Annotated in this window: 13 protein-coding genes; 4 read left to right on the top strand and 9 right to left on the bottom strand. The window is 56.6% G+C overall.

The window, feature by feature from the left end; genetic code table 11:
* Window positions 1-20: 20 nt before the first annotated feature.
* The 3 genes from ABLV78_RS16065 to ABLV78_RS16055 form a co-directional block, all read right to left on the bottom strand.
* Entirely contained in the window at window positions 21-2,243 is a 2,223-nt protein-coding gene (locus tag ABLV78_RS16065; protein ID WP_047043634.1) for a TonB-dependent receptor domain-containing protein, read from the bottom strand.
* 169 nt (window positions 2,244-2,412) lie between these two features.
* On the bottom strand, window positions 2,413-3,204 hold the full coding sequence (locus ABLV78_RS16060; protein ID WP_226473616.1) for an energy transducer TonB: 792 nt from the start codon (window positions 3,202-3,204) through the stop codon (window positions 2,413-2,415).
* The gene (locus ABLV78_RS16055; RefSeq protein WP_047043632.1) at window positions 3,201-4,064 is read right to left on the bottom strand and encodes a ChaN family lipoprotein; all 864 of its coding nucleotides are present in this window, start codon (window positions 4,062-4,064) and stop codon (window positions 3,201-3,203) included. The genes ABLV78_RS16060 and ABLV78_RS16055 overlap by 4 nt, the downstream gene beginning before the upstream one ends.
* 420 nt (window positions 4,065-4,484) lie before the next feature.
* Here ABLV78_RS16055 and ABLV78_RS16050 point away from each other — a divergent pair, with 420 nt between their 5' ends.
* The 3 genes from ABLV78_RS16050 to ABLV78_RS16040 are packed head-to-tail and all read left to right on the top strand — an operon-like array spanning window position 4,485 to window position 8,129.
* On the top strand, window positions 4,485-5,501 hold the full coding sequence (locus ABLV78_RS16050) for an iron ABC transporter substrate-binding protein (RefSeq protein WP_047043629.1): 1,017 nt from the start codon (window positions 4,485-4,487) through the stop codon (window positions 5,499-5,501).
* Between the two features lie 23 nt (window positions 5,502-5,524).
* Entirely contained in the window at window positions 5,525-7,099 is a 1,575-nt protein-coding gene (locus ABLV78_RS16045; RefSeq protein WP_047043627.1) for an ABC transporter permease, read from the top strand.
* 1 nt (window position 7,100) lies between these two features.
* Window positions 7,101-8,129 (top strand): ABC transporter ATP-binding protein, encoded by a 1,029-nt coding sequence (locus ABLV78_RS16040; protein WP_047043625.1) that lies wholly within the window; start codon window positions 7,101-7,103, stop codon window positions 8,127-8,129.
* Window positions 8,130-8,330: 201 nt separating this feature from the next.
* Here the strand turns inward: ABLV78_RS16040 and ABLV78_RS16035 are convergent, their stop codons facing one another.
* A complete protein-coding gene (locus ABLV78_RS16035; protein WP_047043623.1) occupies window positions 8,331-9,164 on the bottom strand; it encodes a helix-turn-helix transcriptional regulator in 834 nt (277 codons plus the stop codon).
* A 259-nt stretch (window positions 9,165-9,423) separates the two neighbouring features.
* Here ABLV78_RS16035 and ABLV78_RS16030 point away from each other — a divergent pair, with 259 nt between their 5' ends.
* Window positions 9,424-10,191: a phytanoyl-CoA dioxygenase family protein gene (locus ABLV78_RS16030; RefSeq protein WP_047043621.1), complete on the top strand. Its 768-nt coding sequence runs from the start codon at window positions 9,424-9,426 to the stop codon at window positions 10,189-10,191.
* Between the two features lie 13 nt (window positions 10,192-10,204).
* Here ABLV78_RS16030 and ABLV78_RS16025 read toward each other — a convergent pair whose 3' ends face one another.
* The 5 genes from ABLV78_RS16025 to ABLV78_RS16005 all read right to left on the bottom strand — a co-directional run bounded on the left by ABLV78_RS16025 (window position 10,205) and on the right by ABLV78_RS16005 (window position 15,327).
* The gene (locus ABLV78_RS16025) at window positions 10,205-10,546 is read right to left on the bottom strand and encodes a PTS fructose-like transporter subunit IIB (RefSeq protein ID WP_047043619.1); all 342 of its coding nucleotides are present in this window, start codon (window positions 10,544-10,546) and stop codon (window positions 10,205-10,207) included.
* A gap of 15 nt (window positions 10,547-10,561) precedes the next feature.
* On the bottom strand, window positions 10,562-11,437 hold the full coding sequence (locus tag ABLV78_RS16020; RefSeq protein WP_047043617.1) for a [formate-C-acetyltransferase]-activating enzyme: 876 nt from the start codon (window positions 11,435-11,437) through the stop codon (window positions 10,562-10,564).
* Window positions 11,403-13,700, bottom strand: a complete 2,298-nt coding sequence (locus tag ABLV78_RS16015; protein ID WP_047065408.1) for a formate C-acetyltransferase — start codon at window positions 13,698-13,700, stop codon at window positions 11,403-11,405. The genes ABLV78_RS16020 and ABLV78_RS16015 overlap by 35 nt, the downstream gene beginning before the upstream one ends.
* Before the next feature lie 209 nt (window positions 13,701-13,909).
* On the bottom strand, window positions 13,910-14,230 hold the full coding sequence (locus ABLV78_RS16010) for a PTS fructose-like transporter subunit IIB (RefSeq protein WP_032711368.1): 321 nt from the start codon (window positions 14,228-14,230) through the stop codon (window positions 13,910-13,912).
* A gap of 20 nt (window positions 14,231-14,250) precedes the next feature.
* Window positions 14,251-15,327, bottom strand: a complete 1,077-nt coding sequence (locus ABLV78_RS16005; RefSeq protein ID WP_047043613.1) for a PTS fructose transporter subunit EIIC — start codon at window positions 15,325-15,327, stop codon at window positions 14,251-14,253.
* Window positions 15,328-15,510: the final 183 nt, after the last annotated feature.

The raw sequence follows: 15,510 nt of genomic DNA, 5'->3' as shown, positions 1-15,510 counted from the left end.
TCCTTGTTGACAAATAGGGCTCAGAACTGGATTTCGCCGCCGAAAATATAGGTGCGGCCGCGGGCGGTGGTGTTAACAGACGCGCCCTCTTTGGCGTTATCGAGACTCTGGTTCATACGGTTTAACGCTTCGGAGTAGTCACGATTCGTTACGTTCTGTACGCTAAAGCGCAGCAGCACGTTCTCGGTCATCTGCCAGCTGCTATAGAGGTCGATAATGGTCGGGATATTCGGCATGCTCTCTTTAGGCACCGTATTGGTGTCGAGGCTAATGCCTTCGGTACTCAGGCGTTTTGATTTACCGGTGAATTTCACCAGGCTGCCGACGGTGAGTTTGCGATCGAACAGGCGCCCGCCGACATCCACCGTGGCGTAGCTGCTGGGGAGATCGCTCAGGTCGCTATAGGCGAAGCTATAGACCGTGCTGGCAATAGAGGTGGGCTGATCGGTGCGCTGCTTGCTCCACGACACATTGGCGTAGGCAAAACCGATGTCGTATCCGGCTTCAATCTCATAGCCCTCGGTGGTCACCGGCGAGGTGACGTTAACCGAGATATTGGCGTTGAAATCCGGCGAAGCATTGGCGACATCTTTACACAGCCCGCCGTTGCTGCACAGCAGGAAGGATTCGCTGGTGATGTAATCTTTAATCCGCGAGCGGTAGGTAAGCGCTTTCAGATGAAGGCTATCCTGCTCGCTCAATAATCCTTGTTTGATAACGTTAAAACCGGCCTCCCAGGTCTCGGCTTTTTCCGGCTTCAGGAACGGATTCATCGATGCGCCGCCCTCGTTGGCGAAGAACACTTCCTGGACGTTCGGCGCCCGCGAGGAACGGCTCCAACTGACAAACGGCTGCAGCCATGGCGTTACCTGAGCGGAGAAGGTCGCCGAGGGATTAAAACCGTTATCTTTGACGTTGAGCTGGGTTGCCCCTTGCGGGAAGCATTTTTCGTTATCTGCACAGGCCGGTTTATAGCCCTGTACCCGGCTACGGGTATAGTTGAGATTAAGATCGAGCTGATAAATATCCTTGTTTAATGTCAGCCCGCTATAGAGCGAGGCGATCTTCTGTTTGCCCGCCGGGGCAAAGGCGTTATGGTCGGTCTCGTTATCCTGCACGAAGCGGCGGGAATAGCGGGTGTCCATTAACTTGCCGCCTAGCTGGAAAGCGGCATACAGATCGTCGGTAATACGAAAACGGCTGGTGTTGTTCACGTCCAGCGCGTTGGACTTATTGGTGGTCGAGGAGTCGTTAAAATTATACAGCGACTCCGGTTTATATGCCTGATTGCCGCGGCTGGTGCTGGCCAGGACATTAAACTCGACCAGTTCATTGAGCGGCGCATAGTTATAGCGCAGATAGTAGTCGTCGCTGCTAATATCGCGACGGGTAAAACTATTGCGATAATTACGCCCGGAAAACTCGAAGCGGTTAAATTGATCGACGTTGAAATTGATTTTGTACAGCTGCGAGCGCGGCTCCTGGCGCAGATATTTATTATCTTCGCCGATAAACTCTTCGCTGCTGCGTCCGCCGCCGTTTTTATAGGTCGCATAGGTGCGGGTGCCGCTGATGCCGAGCAGCGCGCCAAGGCCGCCGCCGTTATCGAAGGTGTCGGTTTTGCCGGCTACCGTTACCATACCGGTACGGCCGAGTCCGTTATCGCCCACGGAAAAACGCGACAGCAGGCCGACTTGATGCCCCGGTTTTAACACATCATCGATACCGATCGTACGCAGGTTGGCGCTGCCCGCCAGCGCGTTGACGCCTTGCGAACCGGCGCTATTGCCGCGGGTGATATCCACTTCGGCCAGAAAGTTAGGGTCCAGCGGCACTCCGGCGGCGGTATTCGCCCCGCCGTGATAGTTAGCCGGCGCCATGCCGAAGAAGGTCTGGGTGACGCCATCCACCATGGTGTTGACCCGGCCCAGCCCGTTCATACCGCGAATATTGACGCTGATGGTGCCCTGCAGCGGGTCGATTTGCGTATAGGTGCCCGCCATGCTGCGCAGCGAGGCGTCGAGGCTTTGCAGATTCTTATTGAGCGTTCGCGAGCTGTAGGCGCCGGGACGGGTATAGCTCTCCTCTGAGGAGCCGACCTGGCCGGCATTCTCCGCCAGCGGGTTATCGGTAATGGTGATAGGAGAGAAAACCGATTCTCCTTCGCTTTCGGCGGCGAAAGCCTGGCCGTTGACGATAAGGAGCCCGGTGACGAGCCCCTTAATGAGCTGTGATTTTTCCATAATCAAATCCTGAGGTAATAAATATTTAACGCACAAAAAGGGCAGCAGCGTGCATCGCGCTTATTGCTAAGTGCGATGACACATTGCCCAAAATAAAAAAACATCAGCGGTCAGTGACCGTTATAAATAACGTCCGGGTTGCCTGAATAAATAACAGGGAACCTGGGGTTTATATTTTTAATAAGCCGAATTCCACCGGCAGCGTGACCTTATTTATACCGTTACGCAGCAGCTCTTTTGGCGGCGGCGGAAGCGGACGCGCATTTTCCAGCGCCATCAGCGCGGCGCGATCCAGAGAATGGGTCCCTGAAGAGTTCACCAACTGCGATTGCAACACCTCGCCGCGTTCGTTGACGCTGAAGGTAATAATGGCGGTACCGGTACGTTTACGGCGGCGCGCATCTTCCGGGTAGTGGCGCATTTTGTTGATTTTGCCTTTCACCAGCGATTCCCAACTGATCTTGTTGTCGCTCAGGCGTGCGGCATCGCTATCGAGCGGCGCGGTGGTACGCTGAGTGAGGGCGGCTGGCGCCGGGGGCGCGGCGAAGCTGGTGATGGTTGAGTTACCCTTTTCCTCTTGCTGCTGGCGGCGGGACTGTTTTTTAACCTCGATTTTCTTTTTCCGCTGCGGTTCGGGTTTGCTGGCGGAGAGCTTTATTTGCGCATTGTCATGAATGAGCAGCTTCGGCGCCTCTTTCACCGCGGCGGTTTCCTGCTCGGTCATCGCCTCGACTTTGCGCTGCTGGGTGACGCCCGGCGGCAGCTCGGGGTGAATAAATGACACTTCCAGTTCCGGCGCGAACTCTACCATCACCGCGGCAGGGGGGGCGACATCCGGCGGCGAGGCGAAGTGAATGATAAAAGGCGCCGCCAGCGCCAGATGGCCCAGCACGCTGGCCGTTGTCCCCGCGAACCAGCGGGGACGCGACGCTATTAATGGCGTGGAGAGAGGGATATTCATTTTTCTGCCGCTACCGACCAGACATAATCAGCCTGCTTCGCCGTCGGCGTGGCGCCGTCGGTGGTCAGCAGCAACACCAGCGGTTTTTCCGCCCTGAGGTCGGCCAGATGCAGCGGTACGCCAATATCTTTGGCCGCATGATAGCCGCCGGCAATCAGCAGCGCCGGGCGCGGCGCGGCTTTCATTTGCGTCGCCATCAGGCGATCGCGCTGCTGCTGGATGGCGAGCATGGAAGTGACCTGCTCGCCATCGATTTGCCCGTTATGCATCAGATAGATAATGGCCGATAGCGATTCATGTACCTGCGGGCTGTTGGAGAGCGTTCCGCGGGGAAACGTGGGATGCTGATAGATGTCGCTCACCTGCTGGCGGCTGAGATTGGCTGCCAGCAGCGGATAAGGCGCTTGCAGCGCGGTCATCACGACGTCGCGATAAAGCGCCCACGGCCAGCCGGGATTCCAGCGCAGCGTTTCCGCCGCGCGAGTGGCGGAAACGGTCGTCCCGCTGAGGCTGGCCTGCTTGACCCGATTAACCGCTTCCTGCTGGCTTAGGTCGATCATCTCCATCAGCACGCTACCCTGCGGGCGAAGGGTGTGAAGGTTCTGCAGCAACCAGCGCTCAATCTGGTGATGCTGGGTGTTGGTATGTTCTTCGCCAACAATAACCAGCGGCGCCTGGGCGAGTTGGTTCAGCAATTGTTGCGGCGTCAGGGAGCGCCCGCTGGCGGTATCACGAATATCCGCCTGCTCTACCAGCGCGCCCTCCCCGGCAGGGGAGAGGGGATAAACCGGGCTGTGACAGGCGCTCATGAGCAACGCGCAGCCTATAACCAGAGTGTTTAAAAGGGTTTCCTTAAACATAAAATATCCATTTTCGGCTTTTTAGTCGTCTTTTCTTCGTATCTTGCTGCTGGAACAGGATGATATGTGATATTGAGAATGATTATCAAGATCATTCTCATTTAAAGTTATTGGCAAGAGTGATGGTTTCATCCGGCAAACAGCGGTCCGTTGCCGTGTCGCGGGGAGAATCTGTGAAGACGATCAAGATTTTAAACAGCGATAATATTTAAACCTGTTGGCTTAATGTTGTCTTAAGGTTTGTTTCAGTCGCGCGTCGAAATAAGCATTTTGTCATCAGGAAATTCTAATTGGCGGTGTTTTTCACTTTTTTAAAATGATGGTAATTGTTTTCATTATCATTCACATTCCTCTGTGATTTAATCCGTGCCAGCCCGGTTTCTCCACGGCTTTTCGACTACCCATACTAAGGATTAGCTTATGAATTTCCGCTTATCGGCATATTGCGCGGCGATGCTCGCTGCGACGGCTCTGTTTACCGCTCCGCAGGTTATGGCTGCTGACAATGGCGACGGCATTGTGGTGTATAACGCCCAGCACGAAAACCTGGTGAAATCCTGGGTTGACGGCTTTACCAAAGAAACCGGTATTAAGGTCACGCTGCGCAACGGCGACGATAGCGAATTGGGTAATCAACTGGTGCAGGAGGGGGCAGCCTCGCCGGCGGATGTCTTCCTGACCGAAAACTCGCCTTCCATGGTGCTGGTCGATAACGCCAAACTGTTTGCGCCGCTGGATGCCGCAACGCTGAATCAGGTCGCCCCGCAGTATCGTCCCGAGCACGGCCGCTGGATTGGCATTGCCGCCCGCAGCACCGTTTTCGTTTATAACCCGGCGAAAATCAGCGAATCTCAGCTGCCGCATTCGCTGATGGATCTGGCGAAACCTGAGTGGAAAGGGCGCTGGGCCGCCTCCCCATCGGGTGCCGACTTCCAGGCTATCGTCAGCGCCATGCTGGCGTTGAAGGGTGAAAAAGCGACCCTCGACTGGCTGAAGGCGATGAAAACGAACTTCGTGGCCTACAAAGGCAACAGCACGGTAATGAAAGCGGTCAACGCCGGTCAAATCGACGGTGGGGTGATCTACCACTATTACCGCTTTGTCGACCAGGCGAAAACCGGCGAGAACAGCAAAAACACCAAACTTTATTATTTCAAAAATCAGGATCCGGGCGCTTTCGTGAGTATCTCCGGCGGCGGCGTACTGGCTTCCAGCAAACATAAAGAGCAGGCGCAGGCCTTTATCAAATGGATCACCGGCAAGCAGGGTCAGGATGAGCTGCGCACCAATAACGCCTTCGAATATGCGGTGGGCGTGAATGCCGCCTCTAACCCGAAACTGACGCCGCTGAAAGAGCTGGATGCGCCGAAGGTTGAACCGTCAACGCTCAATAGCAAGAAAGTGATCGACCTGATGACCCAGGCGGGCCTGCTGTAATTTGATGCTGAAGTGATTTATCTATGTCTGCTCTGAGTCTGGTACTCGGAAAGAAAACAGGACGCCTGCCCGAGCGCAGGCGTCCTGCATTTCCGATGGTTGCCTTAGCTGTACTGTTTTCGCTAATGGCGTTACTGCCGTTAGGTTTTGTGGCCGCCGTAGGAATTGAGACCGGCTGGCCGACCATAAAAGCACTGGTGTTTCGCCCGCGGGTGGCTGAACTGCTCAGCAATACGCTATGGCTGACGCTGCTGGCGGTGCCTATTTGCATCGCATTGGGCGTGGCGGTGGCCTGGCTTACTGAACGCACCGCGCTTGCCGGGCGTCAGCTGTGGTCGGCGCTGGCTGTCGCGCCGCTGGCTATCCCGGCATTTGTCCAGAGCTATGCCTGGGTCAGCGCGGTTCCCTCGCTCCACGGTCTGTCCGCCGGGGTGTTCCTCTCCGTGCTGGCCTACTATCCCTTTATCTACATGCCGGTGGCGGCGGTGCTCCGTCGTCTCGACCCGACGCTGGAAGATGTTGCCACCTCGTTGGGCACGCCGCCGTGGAAGGTTTTCTTCCGCGTGGTGCTGCCGCAACTGCGGTTGGCTATCTGCGGCGGCGCGCTGCTGGTGGCGCTGCATCTGCTGGCGGAATATGGCCTGTATGTGATGATTCGCTTCGACACCTTCACCACCGCTATTTATGACCAGTTCCAGTCCACCTTTAGCGGCCCGGCGGCGAATATGCTGGCGGGAGTGCTGGCGCTGTGCTGCCTGGCGATCCTGCTACTGGAGAGCGTTTCGCGCGGTAAAGCGCGCTACGCGCGCATCGGCGCCGGCGCGGCGCGCGAACAGAAGCGACGTCCGTTGGGGAACGTGGCCGCATGGGCCGCGCAACTGCTGCTGCTGACGCTGGTGATGCTGGCGATGGGCGTCCCGCTGCTGGTGCTGTGCCGCTGGCTATGGCTCGGCGGGGTGGAGAACTGGCTGCATGCCGATCTCTGGCATTCGCTACGCCAGACCCTGATGCTGGGCGCGGGCGGCGCGCTGCTGACCACCGCCTGCGCGATTCCTGTCGCCTGGCTCGGCGTGCGTTATCCGCGCCGGCTGTTCCGCCTGCTGGAGGGCTGTAATTACATCACCAGCTCACTGCCGGGTATCGTTACCGCGCTGGCGCTGGTGACGGTGACTATCCACTATGCCCGCCCGGTGTATCAGACCGAAGTGACGCTGTTTCTGGCTTACCTGCTGATGTTCATGCCGCGAGCGTTAATTAACCTGCGCGCCGGTATCGCCCAGGCGCCAGTTGAGCTGGAAAACGTCGCCCGTAGCCTTGGGCGCAGTCCGGCCCGCGCCTTATGGAGCGTCACCATGCGTCTTGCCGCCCCGGGAGCGGCCGCTGGCGCCGCGTTGGTGTTTCTTGGCGTGAGCAACGAGCTTACCGCGACGTTGCTGCTGTCGCCGCTAGGCACCCGCACGCTGTCGACCGGTTTTTGGGCGTTAACCAGCGAGATCGACTACGTCGCCGCGGCGCCTTATGCGATGCTGATGATCGTGATTTCGCTACCGCTGACGGCGGTTCTTTATGTGCAGTCGAAAAAAATTGCAGGGTTGTAACATGCTGGAATTGTCTTCTATCTCGAAATCTTTCGCCGACGCGCTGGTGCTCGATAACCTTAATCTGACCGTGGCGCCGGGAAGCCGTACCGCCATTGTCGGCCCGTCGGGTTCCGGTAAAACCACGCTGCTGCGAATTCTTGCCGGTTTTGAAACCCCGGATCACGGGCGAATCGTTCTGCAGGGCAACACCCTGTTTGCCGACGGCGTGTTTGTGCCGGCGCATCAGCGTGGGATCGGTTTCGTGCCGCAGGAAGGGGCGCTGTTCCCCCATCTTAACGTCGCGGACAATATCGCCTGGGGGCTCGATTGCGGTCGCGAAGAGAAACGCCGCCGGGTCGCCGCGCTGATGGAAATGGTGGCGTTAGATTCGACATTAGCGAGCCACTGGCCGCATGAAATTTCCGGCGGCCAGCAGCAGCGGGTTGCGCTGGCGCGCGCGCTGGCCCAGCGGCCATCGCTGATGCTGCTGGATGAACCTTTCTCGGCGCTGGATACCGGGCTGCGTGCGGCGACGCGCAAAGCCACCGCCGACCTGCTGGCCGAGGCTGGGGTGGCGTCGATTCTGGTTACTCACGATCAGACGGAGGCGCTGTCGTTTGCAAGCCAGGTCGCGGTGATGCGGCAGGGGCGTTTTACTCAGGTAGGAACCCCGTTCGAGGTCTATTCGCGCCCGGTTGACGAGGCCACCGCGCTGTTTCTTGGCGATGCGCTGGTGCTCGACGCCGAGCTCACGGAGGGGCGCGCGCGTTGCGCCATCGGCGAGTTACCGACTGACAATCCTCACGCCAGCGGCCGCGGACGCGTAATGCTGCGCCCGGAGCAACTGCGGGTGTCGCCGTGCGGGCCGCAGGAGAGCGCCTTTCGCATCGTAGATGTCGATTTCGCCGGCCATATCTCGACGCTGACGGTGACGGTAGCGGGGCAATCAATGCCGCTGGTGCTGAAAACCGTCAGCCAGGCCGCCTGGCAAACAGGCGCTCCGGTTCGCCTGGAGATTATTGGCCCGGCGCGGATATTTTGCGCATAGCGGCTAAAAGCTGACCGCTCAGCTGGGATAAAAATTGATTTGGCGCGGAGATGCGTTAATTAGCTGCTGATGTAGCACATTGTGCTAATTACACTACCCGCGAACGCATTAGTATCCGCGCCACTGATCTCGTCGCCATGGAGTGGTAGGTCGTTGGAATATTTCCGCGGGGTCAGTCCATTCTTATTTCCCCTGAGATGATTAACGCTGCTGCGCGCTACGGCAGTGGCGACGATATTCCGAAGGTGAACGTTCGGTATTACGTTTAAACACCCGGCAAAAATAGTTGCTATCGATAAAGCCGCAATTATGCGCAATTTCTTTTACTTTTAAATCGTAACCGCGTAATAGTTGCTTCGCTTTTTCCAGCCGCACGGCGGTTAGATATTCATTAAAGCCCACTGACCCCGATTTCTGAAATATATGCGAAAGATAGTTCGGAGTAATATGAAAGCGTCTGGCAACCGATTCGCGGGTCAGCGGCTGGCTAAGATTTTCTTGCAGATAATCCTGAACCGCTAAAAACAGATCGCGGCTGCGGCTAACGCGCATTTCCAGACCGACAAGTTGTTCAAGGCAGTGGCTTAATAGCGCGGAAACCACCAGCCGGGCGGTTATTGGGTCAGGCTGCAGGCAGACTTCATTCAACGCCAGCAGCAGATAGGAGCCAACGCGGGGGCCCAGCCGGGCGACGTTTTGCTTTTCAGTATGTAGTTTTTTTCCGTCCCAGCGCTGAATGCAAAAGCCGAGCTTTTGGCGGCCAAATAAAATGCTGAGCGTGACCGCCGGACCGTTCCACTCGGGTAGCGTCCACTTTCCCGCCTGTACGTAGAGTACCTGCGAAGTGGCTAAAACCGCCGCGGATAGCGGTAGACCCTGATCATGGAGCTCGCCTTCAAGGACGATTTCCAGACGCGGGAAGGGCACCTTCAACGCCAGCGCCGGAACGGGAATATCCGGCTCCGGAAAGCGGACCTGCAGCCTATCTTTTTGATTAACTAAACGATTTAGTATGCCCGCCAGATCATCAATCATCCTGTCGACCCCGAGTTAAAATTATCTCTTTGATTATAATCTTTTTTATCCTGATGTTCCGCCTTACGGCGCGCGGCGGATGCATTATTAAATGGGTGAATATTTACAACGAATTTACCCATCGGCAATTATTGATAAGGCTCACATTTTTGTGTCTGGCGTACGGATATCCAGTTTTTCGTAGTTTTCCCTTCCTGCCTGGTCGTTGGCCGCATCGTAGAGTTTGATTGTGTTATCTAAAAGTTAAAAGGAAGGCAATATGGACTCACAATCGATGATTCATCTGGAGGCGCTTGGCGCGACCCGGACGCTAAGCGACCAAATGAAACATGAACTTGATACGCTTGGCTATACCGTGGTGCACAACGTCGTTGATCCTCAGTGGCTGAGCGAGATACGTGAGCGCATTGACGCGCTGGTGGAGCGTGAAGGCGAGAATCTGGCGATGGAACACCATCAGGAGGCGACGGCGACGCGTATTGCCAACCTCATCAACAAGGGCGTTATCTGGGAGAAGGTGTGGTCGCATCCGCTCATTCTTTCCGCCTGTCGTTATATTTTTAATGGCGCGTTTAAAGTTTCCAGCCTCAATGCCCGCGAGGCGCTGTATAACGGTGGTCATCAACCGCTGCACGCCGACTGGAAAAAGCCACGGGTAGACTTCCCGAAAGTGCATCTGGTCAATACGATATGGGCTATTGATGATTTGAGCGCCGCCAACGGCGCGCCGCGGATTATTCCCGCTACCCATCTGCTCCCGGAGCTGCCGGAAGAGGTTTTGGCGGATCCGGAAAAGACACATCCTGATGAAATTGTTTTTGCCGCGCCGGCCGGCAGCGTAATGATTTATAACGCGCATGCCTGGCACGGCGGCACCCGCAATCTTGAAGGCAGCAGAAGGCGCGTGCTTCATGGCTTATATATTGATCGTGCTGATACCGCGCAGCAGGACCAGCAGCGCTGGCTGACGCCAGAAACGGCGAGCCGCCTGACACCCGCGCAAAAGTGGCTGCTCGACGTGCAATAAACGCCGTGGCCGGTCAGGGAACTTCCAGGTAAACGACCGGCTTTTTCATAATGCTATTAACGGCTTTGACAATCTGCTGTGGCTGCAACAGGAATGTGGCGATACTGGTTTTAATGGTACGGAGTCCGTCAAAGCGTTGAGCGCCATCGATTTCGATATCGGTTACCAGTAACACCACCGTGGCGCGGGCAATATCCTCTTCGCTAATTCGGTTTTCCACGCCGAGCGCGCCCTGGGTTTCCACTTTCAGAGACCATTTTTCATGATGACCGACTTTTTCCAGTAGCTCGGCTGCCATATAGGTATGTGCAACCCCGCTCACGCAGGCGGTCACCGCGACAATGTTGAAGTCCATAACATCCTCCAGGCGTTAACCGCCGATAGTGACGTGATATCCTGCTGCTTCAGCCAGCGCTTGATAAGGATGAATATCCGCCTCTCGGGGAGCGTTGACGTTGGCCAGCGGCCAGGTTTTACCCAGCAGACGGTATTTCGCCTCGCCATATTGATGAAACGGCAACAGATGAATCTCCGTCAGACCGAACGGCGCGAGGAACTTTAAGATCTGCTTAAAATTCTCCGTGTTCATCGTGTAGCCAGGGATCAGCGGCACGCGCGGGATAAGATTCATTTTGCGGATGGCCAACTGACGGAAGTTGTCCAGCACTCGCGGCTGATTCATCTGCAGTAGTGAATGGGCCTGCTCGCTATTCATGATTTTCAAATCAAACAGTATTTCGTCACAGGCTTCGGCCACCGGGAGAAAACGGGTAAAGGCGCAGTCGCCCGCGGTCTCGATAGCGGTGCGCACCCCCCAGTGGCGCAGGTGCTGGAGGAAGCGGGCGGCAAACACGGCCTGCATCAGCACTTCGCCCCCAGACAGGGTGACGCCGCCGCCGGAGGCGCGGAAGAAGACCTCGTCCTTAAGCACCTCGCGCAGCAGGGCATCGAGCGTAACATCCCGGCCAATCTGCTCCCATGCCCCGGAGGGACACTCGGCGACGTCCTGCAGGCAGCGCGTGCAGCGCAGGCATTTACTCTCCCGGCGCACGGTCTGGATCTTTGGCGAGATCGATTCAGGATTGGCGCACCACGGGCAGGTGTGGGGGCAGCCTTTGAAAAACACCACCGTGCGGATCCCTTGCCCGTCATTAAGCGAGTAGCGTTGGAGGTTAAAAATGCGCGCCGTATCGGCGCGCGTTTCGATGACCTCACAGCTGATGCGCGGTGCGGCGGATAATGTCATCCTGTATCTCCTTTGACAGCTCAACAAAGAAGGCGCTGTAACCTGCGACCCGCACCACCAGACCGGCAAAATCCTGCGGCCGCTGCTGCGCTTCACGCAGCGTGTCGGCGTTGACCACGTTAAACTGGATATGCTGCAGTTTGAGCTTGCAGAAGGCCTGTAAAAAGTCTGCCAGTTTGTTCAGGCCGCTGTCGCCGGCAAGCGTTGCCGGGGTGAATTTGACGTTCAGCAGCGTACCGTTCGATAGCAGATAATTATCCAGTTTGCTGACCGATTTCAGCACCGCCGTCGGCCCCTGGGCATCCTGCCCAACCATTGGCGACAGGCCGCCGTCCGCCAGCTGTTCGCCGGCCAACCGGCCGTCCGGCGTCGCGCCGACCACCGAGCCCAGCGGCACATGCGCGGATACGGTATAGGAGCCAGGGGTGAAATGGCCGCCGCGTGGGTTTAGATACCGTTCTACCTCTTTACAGTAAAAACGCAGCAGATCGGCGCTAATATTATCCACTTCGTCGATATCGTTGCCGTATTTCTCGTAACGGTTGATCAAACGGGCGCGGATTTTTTCTCCTTCCGGCGTGCGGAAGTTGGCTTTCAGTACCGCCATCAGTTCGGCAAAGCTGAGGCGCTGTTGCTCGAAGACCATGCCCTTCAGCGCGTGCAGCGAATCGCTCAGGTTAGCGATTCCGATACCCTGAACGCCGGAGAAGTTATAGCGCGCGCCGCCTGCGGTGATATCTTTGCCGTGCTGCACGCAATCTTCGATAAAGGATGACAGCAGGGGGACCGGAGCCCAGTCGCGGTGTCCGATATCGCAAATGTTGCTGCCCTCGACCATCAGCTTGATGTAATAGCGGATTTTGTCGCGGATTTGGCTGATGAGACCGTCCCAGCTGACTTCAGGCTGATGTTCATTTTCCTGCAGCACAATTTCCATCACCTTCAGCAGATTAAACATCGCGATATCGTGCAGGCCGTAGGTGCGCCCTGGAATAGAGAGCTCTACGCAGCCGACCACCGCGTAATCGCGGGCATCTTCCAGCGACACGCCGCGGTTAAGGAAGGCCGGGACGACCACTTCATCGTTGAAAATCTGCGGGATCCCGGTACCCAGGCGAATGGTCTCAGCGGTTTTGCGCAGGAACGGGCGGTCAATCAGCTCATTGACCCGCACGCCCAGATTTGGCTGCGGTAGCTGCACATTCTGGTAAGCATCGAGAGAAAGAAAGGACAGTACGTTTACCGCACTACGCCCGGTTTCCGTCAGTCCGCCAAGCAGGGCGGTGTAACCGGTGGGAAAACCGGCGAAATAGCGCGCGCTGCTGGACGAACGCAGCAGAACGATATCGTTACACTTCACCCATAGCGACTCCAGTAGCTCCTTAAGATACGCGGGATCCTGACCCTGATTCAGCGATGCCTGATAAAAAGGCAACATGTACTGGTCAAAGCGTCCGAGCGAAATCGAGCTGGCGTTGGACTCGTACTGCAAAATAATATTCATATACCAGAACAGCTGGCAGGCCTGGGCAAAATCCTGCGGCCGATGCTGCGCGTTATGGCGTGAGATGGCGGCGATGGTTGCCAGCTCCTGCTGACGCCGGGCATTCGTACAGTTGGCGGCCATCTCTTCCGCCAGCGTGGCGTAGCGCAAAATATGACGCTGCGAAGCTTCAAGCAAGATCAGGACCGCCTGATAAAAGTGGTTATCAGGCTGCCGGGCGCAGTGTGATTTCAGCTCGGCGATCAGCGCATCAAGGCCATTATTCAGCAGCCGCGGATAGTCGATAATAATATGGCCCTGGCCTTTATCCGTCTGATTAACGCTGAAAATCTGCGTGCCGATCGCGGCCTTGACCTCCTCGGTTATTTGACCGTTAATGAAATCTTTCATCGAACGCTTTTCCCAGTAAGGGAACAGCGTTTCGCGGTAAATCCGCTTATCTTCTTCACTTATCGCGAAGCGGTCCTGCGGGCGGGTCGGGAAGGCGTCGAGCTCGTTGAGCAGCCAGTAGGGGTCCATCTCCGGCGACATGATCCCCGCACGTGGTTTGACGGTGCGGTTGCCGGCAATCAGTTCATCATCACGAATCGAAATGGCCACCTTATCGAGGATCCACGCCGTGGCTTTCGCCCGGCGGATAATCACCGGCTCCCCCTCCGTCAGCCGATGGCTGGCGGTATAGAGCAATGCGCGTTCAAGGGAGATTTCGCGCGGCTGGGCGAACAGGCTGGCTTTCAGGCGTTGAGTACGATTCGTCATGACAAACTCCATGTTGTGGCTAAGAGGCGCGTAGCGCCTCTGAGATTAATGACAAACCTCATGCAATCATTGAGCTTGCAAATTGCACCAGGCAAATAACAAGGAAAATCAATTTATTGATTTTCGGCTGATAACCACAAAGAAGGAAAAACCACGCTTTTTCCTTCTTTGTCAGCAGTCTGAGAGGCGCGTAGCGCCTCTTTTGGGCTTCAGGCGTTCTGGGAAAGGTGGCTGTCTATCTTGTTCATGATGGCGTCTGCGCGTTTTACCGCATCGCTGATGTTGACGCGCACAATGGTTTTCCCGGCAAAGCGTTCTTCAAACTTAATGCCGATGTCTTTGGTCAGGATGACCATATCGGCAGCGGCGATCTCTTCCGCCGTAAGTTCGTTCTCAATACCAATGGAACCCTGGGTCTCTACCTTAACCTGCCAACCTTTGGCTTTGGCGGCGCTTTCCAGCGACTCGGCGGCCATATAGGTATGAGCGACGCCCGATGGGCAGGCGGTAACGGCGATAATGTGGGTCATAAGGTGTTCCTTCCAGTCTGTTAGTTAATTTCGAAATCAAGATCTAATTCATCGTCGTCCTGGGCGTCGGACGGTTTCTTTTTGGTGAATGCTTTCAGAGTGATGACACAGGCCGCGCTGACGCAGGCGCCGACAAAGAGTGCGGTGACAAAGGCGAGTTTGCCCTGGACCACCGGCAGCACGATAAGCCCGCCCCAGCCGGCATAGCACTGCGCGCCCATCAGCGCGGCGGTAACGCAGCCGCAGGCGGCGCCAATCATGTTGGCGGGAATAACGCGCAGCGGGTCGGCGGCGGCAAAGGGGATGGCGCCTTCGGTCACGCCGACGCAGCCCATCACCAGCGCGGCCTTGCCGGTTTCACGCTCTTCGGCGGTAAAATATTGACGGCCAATCAACGTCGCCAGCCCCATGCCCAGCGGCGGTACGGCGATGCCGACCGCGGCGATTGCCACGACGCTGTAGACGCCCTGAGAGACGCAAATCAGCATAAAGGCGTAGGCCACTTTGTTGACCGGGCCGCCCATATCAAAAGCCAGCATCAGGCCCATAATGATGGCCAGCACCACGATGCTGCCTTCGCGCATCCCTTGCAGCCAACTGGTCAGGTTTGCGGTCAGCGCGCCTACCGGCTCGCCGAGCCCCCACATCATGATCCCGGCGGTGATAAAGGTGCCGACGATGGGAATGATGAAAATCGGCATCACCGAGCGCAGAACTTTATGTACGGGGATTTTTTTCAGGTAATAGACCACCAGACCGCCAATCATGCCGGCTATCAACGCGCCGAAGAAGCCGGCGCCGAAGCTGTTGCCCACCCAGGCGCCAATGGCGCAAGGGGCCAGCGCGGCGCGGTCAGAAATGGAGTAGCCGATATAGGCGGCAAGAAAAGGCACCATCAGCGTCAGCCCGGCGACGCCGATATCAAAGAGCTTCTTCAGATTAGGGTCGGTGGCGGCATCGGGCACCGCGCCTTTGCCATACAACATGACGGACACCGCCAGTAGGATCCCGCCCGAGACGACGAAGGGGATCATGTGTGAGACGCCGGTCATCAGATGCTGGCGAGTATTTTTTAGTATTTGCACCAGTTCGTTCATTGCTTGCTCCTGAGCGCTGTGTGGCCCGTGACAGTATTGATGCTTCAACATTAGAAAAAGGGCGGGGTATAAAATAGTAGAGAAAAAGTGCATTTACTGGATATTTGTAAGGTGAGAAAGGAATTGCGATCAACCTCAAATCTTAGCTGTGAAGAGGGTTATGTATGTCCTGGCTGATGAATT

Source organism: Klebsiella sp. CN_Kp075, assembly GCF_040065055.2.
GTDB classification, from domain to species: Bacteria; Pseudomonadota; Gammaproteobacteria; order Enterobacterales; family Enterobacteriaceae; genus Klebsiella; species Klebsiella aerogenes.
This window is presented reverse-complemented; position numbering and strand designations above follow the sequence as displayed.

Excerpts from the sequence above, each read along its gene's own strand:
- ABLV78_RS16065 (WP_047043634.1), bottom strand. The coding sequence starts at position 2,243 with ATGGAAAAATCACAGCTCATTAAGGGGCTCGTCACCGGGCTCCTTATC.
- ABLV78_RS16060 (WP_226473616.1), bottom strand. The coding sequence starts at position 3,204 with ATGAATATCCCTCTCTCCACGCCATTAATAGCGTCGCGTCCCCGCTGG.
- ABLV78_RS16055 (WP_047043632.1), bottom strand. The coding sequence starts at position 4,064 with ATGTTTAAGGAAACCCTTTTAAACACTCTGGTTATAGGCTGCGCGTTG.
- ABLV78_RS16050 (WP_047043629.1), top strand. The coding sequence starts at position 4,485 with ATGAATTTCCGCTTATCGGCATATTGCGCGGCGATGCTCGCTGCGACG.
- ABLV78_RS16045 (WP_047043627.1), top strand. The coding sequence starts at position 5,525 with ATGTCTGCTCTGAGTCTGGTACTCGGAAAGAAAACAGGACGCCTGCCC.
- ABLV78_RS16040 (WP_047043625.1), top strand. The coding sequence starts at position 7,101 with ATGCTGGAATTGTCTTCTATCTCGAAATCTTTCGCCGACGCGCTGGTG.
- ABLV78_RS16035 (WP_047043623.1), bottom strand. The coding sequence starts at position 9,164 with ATGATTGATGATCTGGCGGGCATACTAAATCGTTTAGTTAATCAAAAA.
- ABLV78_RS16030 (WP_047043621.1), top strand. The coding sequence starts at position 9,424 with ATGGACTCACAATCGATGATTCATCTGGAGGCGCTTGGCGCGACCCGG.
- ABLV78_RS16025 (WP_047043619.1), bottom strand. The coding sequence starts at position 10,546 with ATGGACTTCAACATTGTCGCGGTGACCGCCTGCGTGAGCGGGGTTGCA.
- ABLV78_RS16020 (WP_047043617.1), bottom strand. The coding sequence starts at position 11,437 with ATGACATTATCCGCCGCACCGCGCATCAGCTGTGAGGTCATCGAAACG.
- ABLV78_RS16015 (WP_047065408.1), bottom strand. The coding sequence starts at position 13,700 with ATGACGAATCGTACTCAACGCCTGAAAGCCAGCCTGTTCGCCCAGCCG.
- ABLV78_RS16010 (WP_032711368.1), bottom strand. The coding sequence starts at position 14,230 with ATGACCCACATTATCGCCGTTACCGCCTGCCCATCGGGCGTCGCTCAT.
- ABLV78_RS16005 (WP_047043613.1), bottom strand. The coding sequence starts at position 15,327 with ATGAACGAACTGGTGCAAATACTAAAAAATACTCGCCAGCATCTGATG.